This is a genomic window from Streptomyces sp. C36 (assembly GCF_040932295.1).
GTDB lineage: Bacteria > Actinomycetota > Actinomycetes > Streptomycetales > Streptomycetaceae > Streptomyces > Streptomyces triculaminicus.
In genome coordinates, this window is sequence record NZ_JBFQGI010000010.1 from 42,543 (window position 1) to 56,150 (window position 13,608).

At 69.7% G+C, this 13,608-nt stretch carries 12 protein-coding genes, 1 pseudogene and 2 CRISPR repeat arrays (1 of these 15 cut by a window edge); of the genes and pseudogenes, 11 read left to right on the forward strand and 2 right to left on the reverse strand.

The window, feature by feature from the left end; translation table 11 throughout:
- Window positions 1–5 precede the first annotated feature (5 nt).
- Complete coding sequence (gene mobF, locus AB4K12_RS27415) at window positions 6–3,962, forward strand: MobF family relaxase (RefSeq protein WP_368437029.1); 3,957 nt, start codon at window positions 6–8, stop codon at window positions 3,960–3,962.
- Window positions 3,963–4,215: 253 nt separating this feature from the next.
- Window positions 4,216–5,504: a CRISPR direct-repeat array (repeat unit 30 nt; unit sequence GTGAGCTCCGCGCAGGCGGAGGTGAGCCGG).
- Between the two features lie 568 nt (window positions 5,505–6,072).
- Here mobF and AB4K12_RS27420 read toward each other — a convergent pair.
- Both AB4K12_RS27420 and AB4K12_RS27425 read right to left on the reverse strand, forming a co-directional pair.
- On the reverse strand, window positions 6,073–6,630 hold the full coding sequence (locus AB4K12_RS27420) for an N-acetyltransferase family protein (RefSeq protein ID WP_368437031.1): 558 nt from the start codon (window positions 6,628–6,630) through the stop codon (window positions 6,073–6,075).
- A complete protein-coding gene (locus AB4K12_RS27425) occupies window positions 6,627–7,559 on the reverse strand; it encodes a hypothetical protein (RefSeq protein WP_368437033.1) in 933 nt (310 codons plus the stop codon). The genes AB4K12_RS27420 and AB4K12_RS27425 overlap by 4 nt, the downstream gene beginning before the upstream one ends.
- A gap of 553 nt (window positions 7,560–8,112) precedes the next feature.
- Between AB4K12_RS27425 and AB4K12_RS27430 the strand changes: the two genes are divergently transcribed.
- From AB4K12_RS27430 to AB4K12_RS27475, 10 genes and pseudogenes are all read left to right on the forward strand, one after another.
- Window positions 8,113–8,310: a hypothetical protein gene (locus AB4K12_RS27430; protein ID WP_368437035.1), complete on the forward strand. Its 198-nt coding sequence runs from the start codon at window positions 8,113–8,115 to the stop codon at window positions 8,308–8,310.
- Window positions 8,307–8,465 carry a hypothetical protein gene (locus AB4K12_RS27435; RefSeq protein WP_368437037.1) on the forward strand — a complete coding sequence of 53 codons (159 nt, stop codon included), beginning with the start codon at window positions 8,307–8,309 and terminating at the stop codon, window positions 8,463–8,465. Before AB4K12_RS27430 ends, AB4K12_RS27435 begins: the two co-directional genes overlap by 4 nt.
- 90 nt (window positions 8,466–8,555) lie before the next feature.
- Entirely contained in the window at window positions 8,556–8,690 is a 135-nt protein-coding gene (locus tag AB4K12_RS27440; RefSeq protein WP_368437039.1) for a hypothetical protein, read from the forward strand.
- Window positions 8,691–8,704: 14 nt separating this feature from the next.
- A complete protein-coding gene (locus tag AB4K12_RS27445) occupies window positions 8,705–9,880 on the forward strand; it encodes a cupin domain-containing protein (protein ID WP_368437041.1) in 1,176 nt (391 codons plus the stop codon).
- An 83-nt stretch (window positions 9,881–9,963) separates the two neighbouring features.
- Window positions 9,964–10,176 (forward strand): annotated as a pseudogene (locus tag AB4K12_RS27450) (aldo/keto reductase); the annotation flags it as partial.
- 182 nt (window positions 10,177–10,358) lie between these two features.
- Entirely contained in the window at window positions 10,359–10,778 is a 420-nt protein-coding gene (locus AB4K12_RS27455; RefSeq protein WP_368437326.1) for a hypothetical protein, read from the forward strand.
- Window positions 10,759–11,628: a hypothetical protein gene (locus AB4K12_RS27460; protein ID WP_368437043.1), complete on the forward strand. Its 870-nt coding sequence runs from the start codon at window positions 10,759–10,761 to the stop codon at window positions 11,626–11,628. The genes AB4K12_RS27455 and AB4K12_RS27460 overlap by 20 nt, the downstream gene beginning before the upstream one ends.
- A 371-nt stretch (window positions 11,629–11,999) precedes the next feature.
- Window positions 12,000–12,338 carry a DUF6415 family natural product biosynthesis protein gene (locus AB4K12_RS27465; RefSeq protein ID WP_368437316.1) on the forward strand — a complete coding sequence of 113 codons (339 nt, stop codon included), beginning with the start codon at window positions 12,000–12,002 and terminating at the stop codon, window positions 12,336–12,338.
- Window positions 12,322–12,600 (forward strand): hypothetical protein, encoded by a 279-nt coding sequence (locus tag AB4K12_RS27470; RefSeq protein ID WP_368437045.1) that lies wholly within the window; start codon window positions 12,322–12,324, stop codon window positions 12,598–12,600. The genes AB4K12_RS27465 and AB4K12_RS27470 overlap by 17 nt, the downstream gene beginning before the upstream one ends.
- A 160-nt stretch (window positions 12,601–12,760) precedes the next feature.
- Window positions 12,761–13,141 carry a DUF6415 family natural product biosynthesis protein gene (locus tag AB4K12_RS27475; RefSeq protein WP_368437047.1) on the forward strand — a complete coding sequence of 127 codons (381 nt, stop codon included), beginning with the start codon at window positions 12,761–12,763 and terminating at the stop codon, window positions 13,139–13,141.
- 142 nt (window positions 13,142–13,283) lie between these two features.
- A CRISPR array of direct repeats spans window positions 13,284–13,608; the repeat unit is 24 nt; unit sequence CTCCGCGCAGGCGGAGGTGAGCCG (it continues 619 nt past the right edge of the window).

The window sequence follows — 13,608 nt, forward strand, 5'->3', positions numbered from 1 at the left end:
AGCACATGGCCTGGGTCACGCGGATCGTGGACATGGAGCAGGTCGAGTACCGCCTCTCCGGAAATTCCGGTTGCTACGTGAGAACCGACGCCCAGGACGTGGCCCAGTCGGCCACGGACACCCAGGTCGACTACCGCATGCAGCCCGGCGAGAACAGCGGCCTGGTGTGGATCGGTGAAGGCCTGACGGACGTCGGTCTGACTGCTGGGACCGCCCTCGGTGAGGCCGGCAAGGAAGCGGCCCGCGCGCTGGCGAACGGCGTCCACCCCGTCACCGGCGACCGTCTGGTGCGTGCCGAACTGCGGGCGCACCCGCGTTCCCAGCTGACCGGTGCCCGCCTCGTCGAAGCTGTCGAGGCAGCTGCCGCGGTGGCTGGCGTGGAGCCGCTCGACCTCTTTCATGGCAAGCCCAAGCAGCAGCAGAAGTGGGCGACGCTGGCGCGCATGGTTCACCAGCACGGCGAGCGCCACCGGCTCCAGATCGATTCCCTGCACCGCATCGCCCGCGCCGCCGGACTCGACCTCGAGGACATTTACGAAGCCGGTGAGCTCGCTGAGGCACGGGCGCACGAAGGCGCGCGCGTCAACATCCGGGTGCGCGCCTACGACCTCGTCGCCGACCTGCCCAAGGGCGACTCGGTGCTGTGGGCGCTGCTCGCCGAGCAACGCGAAGAATCGTTTCGGGACCTCGTCCACCAGGCCAAGCGCGAGGCCTTCGCACAGCTGGAAAAGTGGATCGGCTACGGCCTGGTGAGCGAGGACGGCACGCTGCACCGCATCGCCACCGGCGGACTGCTGGGCTGGACGGTGGAGCATCAGTCGGCCCGGCCTGTCGACGATGAGACGCCAGGCGATCCACACCTGCACGTCCACATCGTCATGGTGAACATGGCCCGGTGCGAGGACGGCCAGTGGCGCGCGATAGCCAACGGCGGGATGGACCTGCACCGGCACGCGCGCGCCTTCGACGCGCTGTTCAAGGCGAGGGTTCGCGCCCTGGCCGGTGAACGGTTCGGCGTGCGATATGAGCGCGACGCCAAGACGCGAGCCTGGAACGTCGTCGGCATTCCCGCAGAGCTGCGCGAGCACTACTCCCGCCGCGCTGCCCAGGTCAATGCCGAGGCCGGCGCGGACGCCAGTCGCGACGAGAAGATGCGGGTGTCCGCCGAGACCCGGCACGCCAAGCACGACACCGGCACCATCGACCTGCGTGCGCACTGGCGGCAGCGGGCGGAGAGCCTGGGCATCGACGTAGACGCCATGGTTACGGCCGCCGCCCCAGGACCGCCCGGACCGGACAGCGGGCTCACCGCCGACGTCTCCAACGGACCCCGGACGCCGACACCGCAGCAGATCGCCGCCGAGGTTTTCTCACCCGCCCACGGCCTGACCGCGCACGAAAAAACGTTCAGCCGGGCGCAGCTGCTGGCCGCCGTCGCGAACGCATGCCCCTACGGTGTCGACAACGGCGAACTCGACGGCCTCGCAGACCGTGTGCTCGCCGTCCACGGGTACGCCCATGCGCTGCCGCACCGTGGCTCGACCGTCATGTCGAACACCGCCCGCTACACCACCTACGACATCCTCGCGGCCGAGCAGATCATCATCAGCCAGGCCCAGGCACGCTACGCCGACGGCACCGCCCGCCTGACCGGCGACCAGGCCGCGGCGGCACTATCGGTCTTCCAGGTCGCAGCCGGCTTCGAGCTGGCCGCCGAACAGCGCCGCGTTGTGGAGCGGCTGCTGACCGCCGGGCACGGCGTGGACGCCGTGATCGGTGTCGCCGGTTCCGGCAAGACCACGCTGATGGAAGCCTGCCGCATCGGCTGGGACGCCGTCGGCATGACCTACGCCGGCGCCTGCCTGTCCGCGGTCGCCGCCCAGAACCTCTTCGAAGGATCTGGGGTTCCGTCGAGCACCATCGCCTCCTGGCTCCAGCGCATCGACGACGGCACCGGACTGCGCGGCGTGGACGTCCTGGTCCTCGACGAAGCCGCCATGACCGACGACCGGGCGATGGCAAAACTGCTCACCGAGGCGGCCCGCACAGGCACAAAGATCATCGCGATCGGCGACCCCCAGCAGCTCCAGGCAATCGGACCAGGCGGCGGATTCGCCGAGGTACACCGCCTGGTCGGAGGCGACACCCTCACCGACAACCGCCGCCAGAAAGACGCCGGCGAGCGCGCAGCCCTCGAGATCTGGCGCCAGGGCAGATCGCAGCGGGAACAGGCACTGCGGATGCTCGCCGCAAGCGGCCGCGTACACGCCACCGACACCTCCGACGAAGCCCACACCCAGATCCTCGCCGCATGGGACCAGGCCCGCACCAACTGGCCGGACGCACACGACACCCTGGCCCATCTCGTCGTCCTCGCCGCACGCAACGACGACGCCGACATCCTCAACACCGGTGCCCGAGCACTGCGGCGAGCAGCCGGCGAGCTCGGCCGGGAACACACCTACCTGCGACCCGGCCGACAGAAGCTGACCCTGGCCGTCGGCGACTTCGTCCGCATACGGCAAAACGACTACCGCTCACGCCGCCGCAACGCCGGCCCCGACGTCCTCAACGGATTCCGCGCCGTAGTCACCGACATCTCCACCGACCGCAGCGTCCAGATCACCTGGCGACGCCAGCACCCCAACGACACCTACAGCTACGAACAGGCATGGCTGACCCCAGCCCAGATCAGCCAAGGCGCCCTCAGCCTGGGCTACGCCATGACCATCGCCGCATCCCAGGGCCTGACCGTCCAAAAAAGCCTGATGTACGGCCTCGGCGCGAACGCCTACAGCCTCTACCCCGGCATCACCCGCGCCAAGACCGAAAACCACCTCTGGCTGCCCACAGCCGCACTCGAGAACGAAGAAACCCGAGCCGAACTCGGCGAGCCCCACACCGAGGCCGAACTCCTCGAGCGCGCCATCACCGCCTACGCGAAGCTACTACGCCAAGACCACCCCGAAAGCATGGTCAGCCACCAGCTGCGCCCTGCCCCCGATCCCATCGCACCCCCCGCACCCGCGCCGGCACGTGAAGGGACGGCGTTCCCCGCGTGGGACGACACTGTGGCCCGCCCGTACGGCACCTTGACCGACACGGACCTGAACGCCCACCTCGCCGATGCCGAGCAGCGCGCTACAGCGGCGGCACGCGCGGCCACCGACAAGACGCGCGCCCTGGAGACCGCGGCCGCCGAGCTCGCCACACAGCTCTCGCCTGGCCGGCGCATCGCCGCCGAAGCCGTCGCTGTCCTCGACGAGGCCGACCGGCTCGCCACCATCGCTCAGCACGAGACGGCAAACGCCGATCAGGCGACCCACGACGAGGCGACGGCGCAGGCGCTGCGGGAGAAGACAGTCAAAGCCCTCGACCGCAGTCGGCTCGCCCTTCGTGTTTCCGGCACATCCCGGGGCGAGCAGCAGCGACTGCTCGCCCAGTACACCGAGCAGATGGCAGCCGCACAGGAACGACAGCACCACGCCCGCCACGCTGCTCAAGCCGCCCAACGCGACGCCTGGCACACGATCACCCAGTCGCCGTACGCGAGAGTCCTCCTAGCACAAGGCACCACTGGAGCCCCGCCCCGTGATCTCGCCGAGACGCAGCAGCGCTTCGCCGCGATGCGTGACCACCTGGCCACCCTCGCGCCGCGGATCGACGCCGAGCGCGCCGCGGACCTCGAATACGCCCGCAGCCAGGCTGCCCACCTCCACGGCCAGGCTCAGGCCCTCCGTACAACCGTGAGCGCTCTACGGAGAGAGCGAGAGCTACGTCAGCAGATCGCGGAGGAAGCCCGCCACCAGCACGACGCAGAGCTCAAAGCTCGGCGTGCGGCGGGGCACCGTACTGCTGTCCACCAGGATCAGCGGATCCCCCGGCAAGCGCCTTGGCCCGATACCGCGCCGCGGCAGAGACCAGCGGCGCCCCCGCCTGTCCCGAGGGCTGCCAGGCCATGAAGTTCGGTGGCTTCGTTCTCTCCAGGCGGGAACGACTGTCGGCGAACCTGCCGATTTGGAAGTTAGCCCGATCAGGATGTCTGGTGGGCTTCCGGTGCTCTTCGCACAGGTGGAGGCGAGCCGCAGCTTCTGGCCCGTGGTTCTCTCGTGTGCGCAGGGCTGGACGATTGGTTGTCGTGTTCAATGGGATGTGTGCTTGTCCACTCTTGCGTCAAGAAAAAGCAAAGCCGTCACAAGGTTGCAGGTCGCGAAGGTGAGCTCCGCGCAGGCGGAGGTGAGCCGGTCAGGGCCGCGTACCTTGCGGCACGGGTGTGGTGAGCTCCGCGCAGGCGGAGGTGAGCCGGGCTCAACGGTTGTCCCGAACCACGCGGGGCCGTGAGCTCCGTGCAGGCGGAGGTGAGCCGGCGGTGGCCGAGGCTACTGCCCCGGTGGACTCGTGAGCTCCGCGCAGGTGGAGGTGAGCCGCCTTGGCAGTCCCCGAGCTCCGCGCAGGCGGAGGTGAGCCGCAGCTGTGGGGTGAAGCCCGGGGCGAGGCCTGGTGCTCTCCGCGCAGGCAGAGGTGAGCCGCAGGCCCGCTATCTGTACAAGGACGGCGACAAGTGAGCTCCGCGCAGGCGGAGGTGAGCCAATGTGGCAGCAGGTAAAGCGCGCTCGCGGCATGTGAGCTCCGTGCAGGCGGAGGTGAGCCGGGGCACGCGATGACCGCACAGCCGATCCACCCGTGAGCTCCGCACAGGCGGAGGTGAGCCAACTCGAGCGCTTGTGTGAGGCGCCCCGCATCCGTGAGCTCCGCACAGGCGGAGGTGAGCCGGTGGCGAGGTGGGGGTGCAGGTCGAGCGCGTCGTGAGCTCCGCGCAGGCGGAGGTGAGCCGACGGGGCCGAGCTGCTCCTGGAGGAGGAGCAGGTGAGCTCCGCGCAGGCGGAGGTGAGCCGGCACGCGCGAGATCGGCGTTCTCGTCGGTAGGGTGCTCTCCGCGCAGGCGGAGGTGCCGCCCACCGTCGTTCGGCCCCGGATCAAGGTCACGTGCTCTCTGCGTAGGCGGAGGTGAGCCGGGCGACAAGGGAGACCCGGGCAACGAGTCCGTGTGCTCTCCGCGCAGGCGGAGGTGAGCCGACCGCGGCGAAGCCCGGGCTTACCCACACCCCGTGAGCTCCGCTCAGGCGGAGGTGAGCCGGAGCCGAGCCCCATGACCCGACCCCGCCTGGGGTGAGCTCCGCGCAGGCGGAGGTGAGCCGGCCAACGTCGACGTCACACGCCGCCACGATCTGTGAGCTTCGCGCAGGCGGAGGTGAGTCGGAGCGCCTCAAGCGGATCGAGCAGGAGAACGCGTGAGCTCCGCGCGGGCGGAGGTGAGTCGGTACGTCCCCTCACGGGGACGTACGCGGCCCCGTGAGCTTCGCACAGGCGGAGTTGAGCCGATCACCAGCGTCTCTGACGCGAAGGTGTGGACGTGAGCTCCGCGCAGGCGGAGGCGAGCCGCGACGCCGATTGGCTAGGTCCGAGGACCACGTGTGCTTTCCGCGTCGGCGGAGGTGAGCCGGAAGCTGGCAAGGAAAGCATCGAGATCACCGGTAATGCTGGTAGAGGCCCCACCGCCGCTGCCGCACGAGTGGACCGCACCGGTGCGGAACCACGGTCGAGTTGCGTTAGCGTGCGCAACATGACCAGCGACGCCCCCGCCTGCCCTGAATGCAGCCAGCCCATGAAGTTCGGTGGCTTCGTTCTCTCAAGGCGGGACGATGACTGCCGGCGAACCTGCCGGTCATTGTGGAGGTGTGCCGATCGGCATGTCTGGTGGGGCTGGGCCGATCAGCTGGACGAGCCGTTGGAGGTCTGCCCAGTGCCGGAGCTGTTCCATGACACCCAATGCTGACATCAACGGCCAGATCTTTGGCAGCCGTCGGTAGCTGAGCGTGGCCCCAGTAGACACAAGTGGCCTGCTCTGTCGCGGGTAGGTTGAACTCTTTGCTGCCGGGGGTGCGTGTGCAGGCGAAGAGGCACTCTTGCCAGATATTGGCCCTGCTGGGCCTGACAGGGGCAACGCGTCATGACGTGCCTGGTTCCTGTTGACTGGCCCTGCACGAACTGGGTGTCGGCGGCCCCACGGCGTCAGCCGGGCTGTCGGGTGGCTGGTTGGCCGGGGCGGATCATGACGGTCAGGACGGGGGCGGTGTCCTGGGGCTGGGCGTGCCCGATGGGCACGTACCCCCATCGCTCGTAGACGGCTTGGACCTTCCCGTTCCCGGCGAGCGGGTTGACCATGAGGGTCGCCCTCCCCGTCCAGCTGGCGAGCAGATGGTCGTGGACCTTCCGGGCGGTGCCGGTGCCGCGCCAGGACGTCAGGACGGCGATCTCGTCGAGCCGAAATGTGCGCTGCCCGTCCTCACGGAGGATGTCCGATGGGGGTTGCGGGTAGACCCTGGGCCACCATGTGTTCGACTCGCCGAGCGGGCAGCCGTAGGCGTAGCCGACCGGTTCGCCCTCGTGCCATGCGAGGGCGGCCAAGCAGCCGGGCCGCGCGGCGTGGCGCTCCAGCTGCTTGCGCATGCGGGGCGGTTGGTAGTGCTCCAGGTGCTGGAGTTCGGCGCGCGCGTCGACGTAGACGGCGAGGATCGCGTCGATGGTCTCCTCGGTGAGCGGGGTGCGGGTGAATCGGTCAGGGGTCATCGGGCGGCTTCCATGGTCCGGGTGAGGCGGTGGAGTGCGGTGTGGACGCGTGCGCTGCCGGGAAGGTCGGCGGCAAGTTCGGTGGCGCGGCGGATGGTGTCGGTGGCGGCGTCGAGCTCTCCCTGGGCCAGCTGGGCCTCGGCCAGGTGGACGCGGTAGAGGGCGCGGTCGCGGGTGTAGTCGGCGCGTGCGGCGGAGAGAGCGGCGTGCGCGTGGGCCTCGGCGTACCGGGGCCTTCCCAGGACACGCAGCGCCTTGCCGTGGAGGGAGTGGAGGTCGGCGGTGCCGTAGAACCCGAGCCATCGGGGCCGGGGGATTTTCTCAGTGGTGGCGAGGGAGTCGTGGGCACGGTCGAAGGCGCCTTCGGCGCGTCGGCGGTCGGCAAGCAGGGCGGCGGCTGTGCCGAGCCGGGCGTGGGCCAGGGATCGGCACAGCGGGTCCTGGCGGGCCGCGTGGAGGGAGCCGAGCTTCTCGGCCGCGGCCATGGCGTCGGCGCGGCGTCCGGTGGTCAGCGCGTAGTGCACCTGTGAATTCCAGGCGTGGAGCAGGGCGTAGGGGTCGCGGGAGAGGGCGGCGAGCCGTGTGGCGGCGTCGATGTGCTGGGCGGCTGAGGTGGTGCGGTGTCCGTCGAGGGCGTACCAGGCACTGGCGGCCTCCGCGTCGGCGGCCACGGCGTAGAGCTTGCACTGGATGCGATCGGAGCAGCCGCCCGAGTTGATCGCGGAGGTGGCTTGGTACGAGATCGCCTCGGCCGCCCGCTCGAGCGTCATACCGCCTCGGGTCTGGTCGGTTCGGGTGAGCTGGTGCAGCTGCTCGCGCAGTTGCTGCACGTCTTTGGCGCCCGTGCGCCAGCGGCCTCCTGCGGCGGGTGCGGTGACCAGCGTCGCCGTGGCAGCGGTGGCGCAGTTGATGAATGCGCGGCGGTGCACGGGGCCCTCCTCCGAACGTGCGGATGGGTGAACGAACCCTAAGTTTTCGGCTGTCATACCGCTGACCTTGGCGAGGGCGATGAGCTGGATGGTCCGGGGCCACGCGGTCTCCCCGGAGCGCCATTTACGGATGGTCCCCTCGATCAGTCTTCCCTCTCGGCCGGTGATGGCACCGATTTCGGCGTTGAGTGCCTTGGCCAGGGCGGCGGCACTCAGACCCCGATCGTCCATCCACACGACCAACCGCGTGTTGCGCCTGCGCTGAATGCTCACAGGCCCCAACGGTAGGGGCGAGAGCCACCAAGGGCCAGGTAAAAGATGGGTCAATTCGATAGGGGTCGTCCCAGCAGAAACCCGCGTTCCGGTAGGGGCGCCGGGCGTCTTCTGGGAGTTGCCTACTCCGTACAACCCCTCGTGGCGGGCCGCTCAGGCTGACGAGTCCGCGGCCCGCCGCTCGCTCAAGGAGACCCACGCCGTGATGACCACACCGCCCCCTGCCGTACCGGCTCCGGCTCCGAGCAGGACGCCGATCTTCGTATCCCACGTGGCGCCCTTGAAGCGTGACGTGTCGTACGACCACCGTGCCGCCCAGGCCGCCATCCCCGTGAAGGTCCACTTCCGCGACGACACGAGCACCGAGACGTTGCTGGTCCTCGACCCCGATCAGCTGGCTTCCCTGCTCCAGCAGCTGGAGCGGGCCGCCGAGCAGCGGCGCCGTCAGCAGAACGAGCTCACCAGGGCCTCCCGGTGACCGACGACCATCCGTTACGCGCCGCGCTCGCCCTTCTCGTCCTCGGGCTCGCCGGCCCCGCAACCGTGCTCCACCAGCAGGTCGGCAAGCCTTTCGGAGCCCCCGAAGGGCCGGTGCTCGCGGCCCCGGATGTCACCGCGCCGGACGAGCGGTAGCCCCTCACCGACTCCCCGGCCGTAACCGCGGGCGGGGTGAAACGGAGGACGAATGCCGTGGTCGTCCTCCCAGACCAGATGGAGGTTGCAATGCCCGACACCACCATCAGCAACGCCCCCTCGGGCGGGCTGCTGCGCTCGAAGAAGCTGATCGAGGTCGCTCGCCGGCGGGACGCCGTCCCGGGTGACGGCGGCGGCACTGGCAAGTCCGACGGCAACGACTAGGAGCACACCCCGCGATGACCCCGCTGCGCATCGCGGAGCGCCTGGGCGAGGACTTCCTCGCCCAGGCGTTACACCGCGACTATCACCACCTTCCCGCCGCCGTTGAGGCGACCGGGCTGCTGACCTGGGACGCGCTCAACAGCATCCTGGCCAGCCACCGCCTCGAACCCCCGCGGCTGCGCCTGAACCGCGGCGGCGAGACCCTGCCGACCCTGGCCACCAGCGCGCCGGAAGTCACCCGACGCCACGTCGTGTGGCACCGGCTCCACCCCACCCCCTTGCACACCCAACTCGCCGACGGGGCCTCCCTGGCCCTCGACAGCGCGGACGAGCTTCACCAGCCGCTCGGCGAAGTCGCCGAAGAGCTTGAGCGGCTCTTCCGCACCCGGTTCCAGACGAACGTCTACGCCTCATGGACGGCCACCGAGGGCTTCGGCTGCCACTGGGACACGCACGACGTCGTCGTCATCCAGCTCGACGGCGCCAAACGCTGGCGTATCTACGGCCCGACCCGCCCCTACCCGCTGCACCGCGACACCGACGAACCGGCGGCCCCGACCGGCAAGCCGGTCGCGGACCTTGTGCTGCGCCCCGGGGACCTGCTGTACGTGCCGCGCGGCTGGTGGCACAGCGTCAGCGCCGACCAAGGCGTGCGCAGTCTGCATGTCACCTTCGGCGCCCAGCCCCACACCCCCACCGACCTGCTGTACTGGGTGTGCGACCGTCTCGTCGCGCACTGCGAGTTCCGCACTGACCTGCCCCTGCTGTCCTCGCCGGAGGCGCAGGCGGCGTTCCTGGCCGGGGTGCGCAAGCTGGTCGTCGAGCAGCTGGACGACCCCCACCTGATCGCCCGGTACGTCGAGCACCAGGACGGGCAGGCTCTCGGCCGGATGGCCCCCAGCCTCCCCCACCTAAATGGCGTTCCGGCCGACCACCGGCTGCGGGTGCGGATGACGACAGCCCGCGCCGTGCTCACCCTCGAGGAGGACGCGGTGCACCTGGCGGCGGCCGGCAGCGCCTACGAGTTCGCTCCGGCCGCCGGCCCCGCCCTCCAAGCCCTCGTCACCGGCGGCGAGCACACGTTGGGGAAACTCGCCAACGCTGCGGGCGTGAGCGTGGACGACATCGCCTCTCTGGTCCGGGAGCTGGTCGAGGGCCAGGCCGTCGCCATCACGGGGACCGCCCGGTGAGCCCCGCTCTGGGCCTGGGGACGTACAAGGTGCGCGCCGTGAAGGACGCGACGCGCACCGCCTGCGCCCGGGGCGCGGCGTGGGTGGACACTGCTCCCAACTACGGCGGGGGCCGTGCCCAGGTTGAGCTCGGCCCGGTCCTTGCCGATTACCCCGCGGTGAGGCTCTCGACGAAGACTGGGTACTTCACCCCCGATCAGGGGCAGGCAGCAGTGGCCGCCGGCGTGCTGTGCCAGGGCCAGGCCACGGCTGGGTACAGCCTGGTTCCGGCGTTCGTCCGGTGGCAGGTCATGCGGTCGGTCCGCCAGCTCGGCCGGGTACCCGACGCCGTGTACGTGCACAACCCCGAGCGGGCCGCCCTGCACGTGCCCCATATTCACGCCGCGCTGCGGGAGGCTTCGTCGTTCTGGAGGAGCTGGCGGACGCGGGCCACATCGGCGGGTACGGCGTCGCCACCTGGGACGGCCTCAAGCACGCAGTGTTCACCGTCCCGGTGCTGGTGCGGCTCGCCGAGCAGGCCGCTGGCTCCGACCGGCACCGCCTCGTCGCCCTCCAGCAGCCGGTCAACCTCGTGGACGACGCCCCGATCCGGCAGGACCTCGACGGAAAAGGCCCGCTCGCCCAAGCCCACGACCACGGACTGACGAACGCTGGCTCGGCCCCGCTGCGTGGCGGTGAGCTCCTGGGCATGGCGACGGACGAATTCGCCGAGTTCATCCGCCCCGGTCTCTCGCCAGCCGCCGCCTGCATGCTGGTCGCCGCGTCAACTCCGAGCCTTGACGTCCTCCTCGTCTCTGCCAGCAGCCCCGGACATTGGGCCGAGGCACGGGACGCGCTCGCCCTACCGTTGGGGGCCAAACGACTCAGGGAGATCACCGATGTACTCGCCGCCCCCTGACCTCGGCACCGCGCGGCGCATGCGCGCCCACCACAACCGTGCCGCCCGCGCACTCGGCGTCACCTGCGACGACGGCAGCGAGCTCTGGGGGTGGGCCGGGCGTACCCTCGGCCGCGCTGGCTCCGCCACGGACGGGCGCCGCGTGTGGCTGCGTCTGCTCACCGCCCCGGAAGCCAAAGCCACCGGCAAGCTGTGGGAGGGCAACCAGGCCGCCAAGAAAACCTTCGGCACCCTGGGCGGGCGCCGGCCCGAACTCCTCGCCATCCACGACACCCGGGAAGCTGGGGTCGTGTACCGCGCTGAGCTGAGCGCCCACCTTGACATGCTCGTCATCTCCGCCGACCCCATCCTGCGCAGCACTGTCGAGCTGTCTGCCGGATGGTGGGAGAGTCTGCACAGCGTGCTTCACGCGGTCGCCGATGCCACCACCGACCGCATCGCCGTCCGGCTCGGGTACCTCGAGCGGGCCCTCCCCGAATTCGTCGGCGTCCCCGCCCCGGAAACCATCGAGTGGGCCGTCGTCCACGGGGATCTCCACTGGGCGAACCTCACCCGGCCACGACTCCGGGTCCTGGACTGGGAGGGCTGGGGCCAGGGACCCCGTGGTTACGACCAGGCCACGCTGCTCGCCTACAGCCTGCTGCAGCCCGACACCTCGCACCGTGTCCGCGAGTGCTTCCCCGAGCTGGGCAGCCCCGCCACGTGGACAGGCGAGGCCACCGTCGTCGCCGAGCTCCTGCAAACCGTCGCCCGTGGCGACAACGAGGAACTGGCCGAACCATTGCAAGCGTGGGCCGAGCAGCTCTGCAAGCGCGCCCGGAGCTACAGCACGCCGCATCAGACCTGTTAACCCCCGACGAGCCCGGGCACCCTTTGCCTCTGCTTCCGGCATGAGCGGGACCTTGGCCGTGGACACCACGTGCCCGCGGCAATGGCGGAGTCCGGTCACCAGACGACGCGGAGTGGACGCCGCCGACGAAGGTTGCGCCCGCTGCCTTCCCACGACGACAGGCGGTCCCCCGGCACTTGCCCTTGCCGGCGCGCTTCACCGCCCGCCCTCGTCCGCCGGACGTCTGGCGGCGCCTGCCATTTTTTCTTCCGTTCTCTTGGCCCTCTTCCCGTGAAGGATTTCGATCGCATGAGCACCTGGAGCAGAACCGGCAGAGCCACGTCCGAGCCGTCCCATGTGGCGGATGACGCGAGGACGAGGCCGCGGAGGTCATCAAGGAGGTCCTTGGCCCGGGCTCAGCGTTACCGCCGGCTGGCCGGATCGGTTTCTGGACAGAGGTGCTGTGCGGCTTCATTGCAAGGGGAACCGTCATGGCGGAGAAGGCGGCGGATGCCCTTCCAGATGACGGCCGTCGCACAGCCGTACGGAAGATGGTTGACGAAGTGCGGGATTACGCCCAGCGTTTGGATCCCGGCCTTGGCCGACAGCCTGCCTTCGCCTGCTGCCGGGGGCTGGCGGAGTCCGCTGCGCGGCTCCGGCGCGTCCTGGCCAAGCTGGACCTGCTCGCCAGCGGTTCCAGCGGCATCGTGACCGATGCCGCCCTCGCCTGATGCCTACGGAGTCGAGGGCGCCGACGTCGCCCGCGTGATGCCAGTCGACGGCATCACGGAAGTGCACCGCACCCAGCACATCAGTCGGCAGAACCCCGAGCACACCCTCGCCCAGATAGACGCCGTTCGCGCCACCCTCACGGAACTGAAGAAGGCCACCGAACACCCAGATGCCTCGGACAGCACCCGCGAGTTCTACGTCACCACGCTGCTAGCAGCGGCGTGTATGACAGGCCCCCGGCGTGGTATCGACGGCCGGTAGCGTCGGTGTGCGCCTGTGTCAGGCGCTCTCCCCGACGTGCCCGGTAAAGGGTGGCTCGGGAGATCCCGTGTAAGCCAATGGCAGGGATCCTGCCCCTCCCCTTCCCCCGCCGCGCCTATGGTCAGCGGCCCAACCAGCAGTCAACGCCCGGAGGCCCTCTGTGTACACACCATGGCACAACAACACAGGCAGCCGAGAGCATGGCAGATGCTTAGAGTGTCTTCCAAGCTTCTCGCAGGTCACTTCAGACATCGATGCTGCCGCCAAGGCGTTCGCTGACTTTCGCGGCCCGTCGGACGCGGAGCTGGCGGCGGTCACTGACCGTCTACGTGACCATTCGCGACGGCTCGTATGTATGGTGCAGGAACAGCTCGAGTCCTCGTTTGCCCACGAGCGCACGGTTCGACTCAACGCCCTCGGCCGCGCGATGAAAGTGATCACTCGTCTGCCCAGTACCGACCCGAAGGTCGCCGCTAGCCACACCCGTGCTCTGGCCCGGGCATGCAGCACCCTGCTCAAGTTCTACCCCGAGGCCTCGTGATTCCCGCGGAGCGGTGGGCGAGGCAGTGGAGAATGTCGCCGTGTTCTGAACGGCTGGTCGTCGTGTTCAATGGAGTGGTGTTCCGCTCCGAGCGCCGTGCCAAGAAACAGCAAAGCCACAACAACGTTGCAGGTCGCGAAGGGTGAGCTCCGCGCAGGCGGAGGTGAGCCGCCCGGAGGGCGGTCCTGTGAGCCCTCTCGAGCGTGAGCTCCGCGCAGGCGGAGGTGAGCCGCGCGGGGCGTCGTTGTTCAGGTGAGCGCGGCCGTGAGCTCCGCGCAGGCGGAGGTGAGCCGCTAGCCCCATCATCTAGCAGTTTCTAGTAGTAGTGAGCTCCGCGCAGGCGGAGGTGAGCCGGCGTGAGGGGGCAGACCGAACGGCGCGTGGTCGTGAGCTCCGCGCAGGCGGAGGTGAGCCGCCAGACTCGCCCGACGTGACGTAAGTTGATCAGTGAGCTCCGCGCAGGCGGA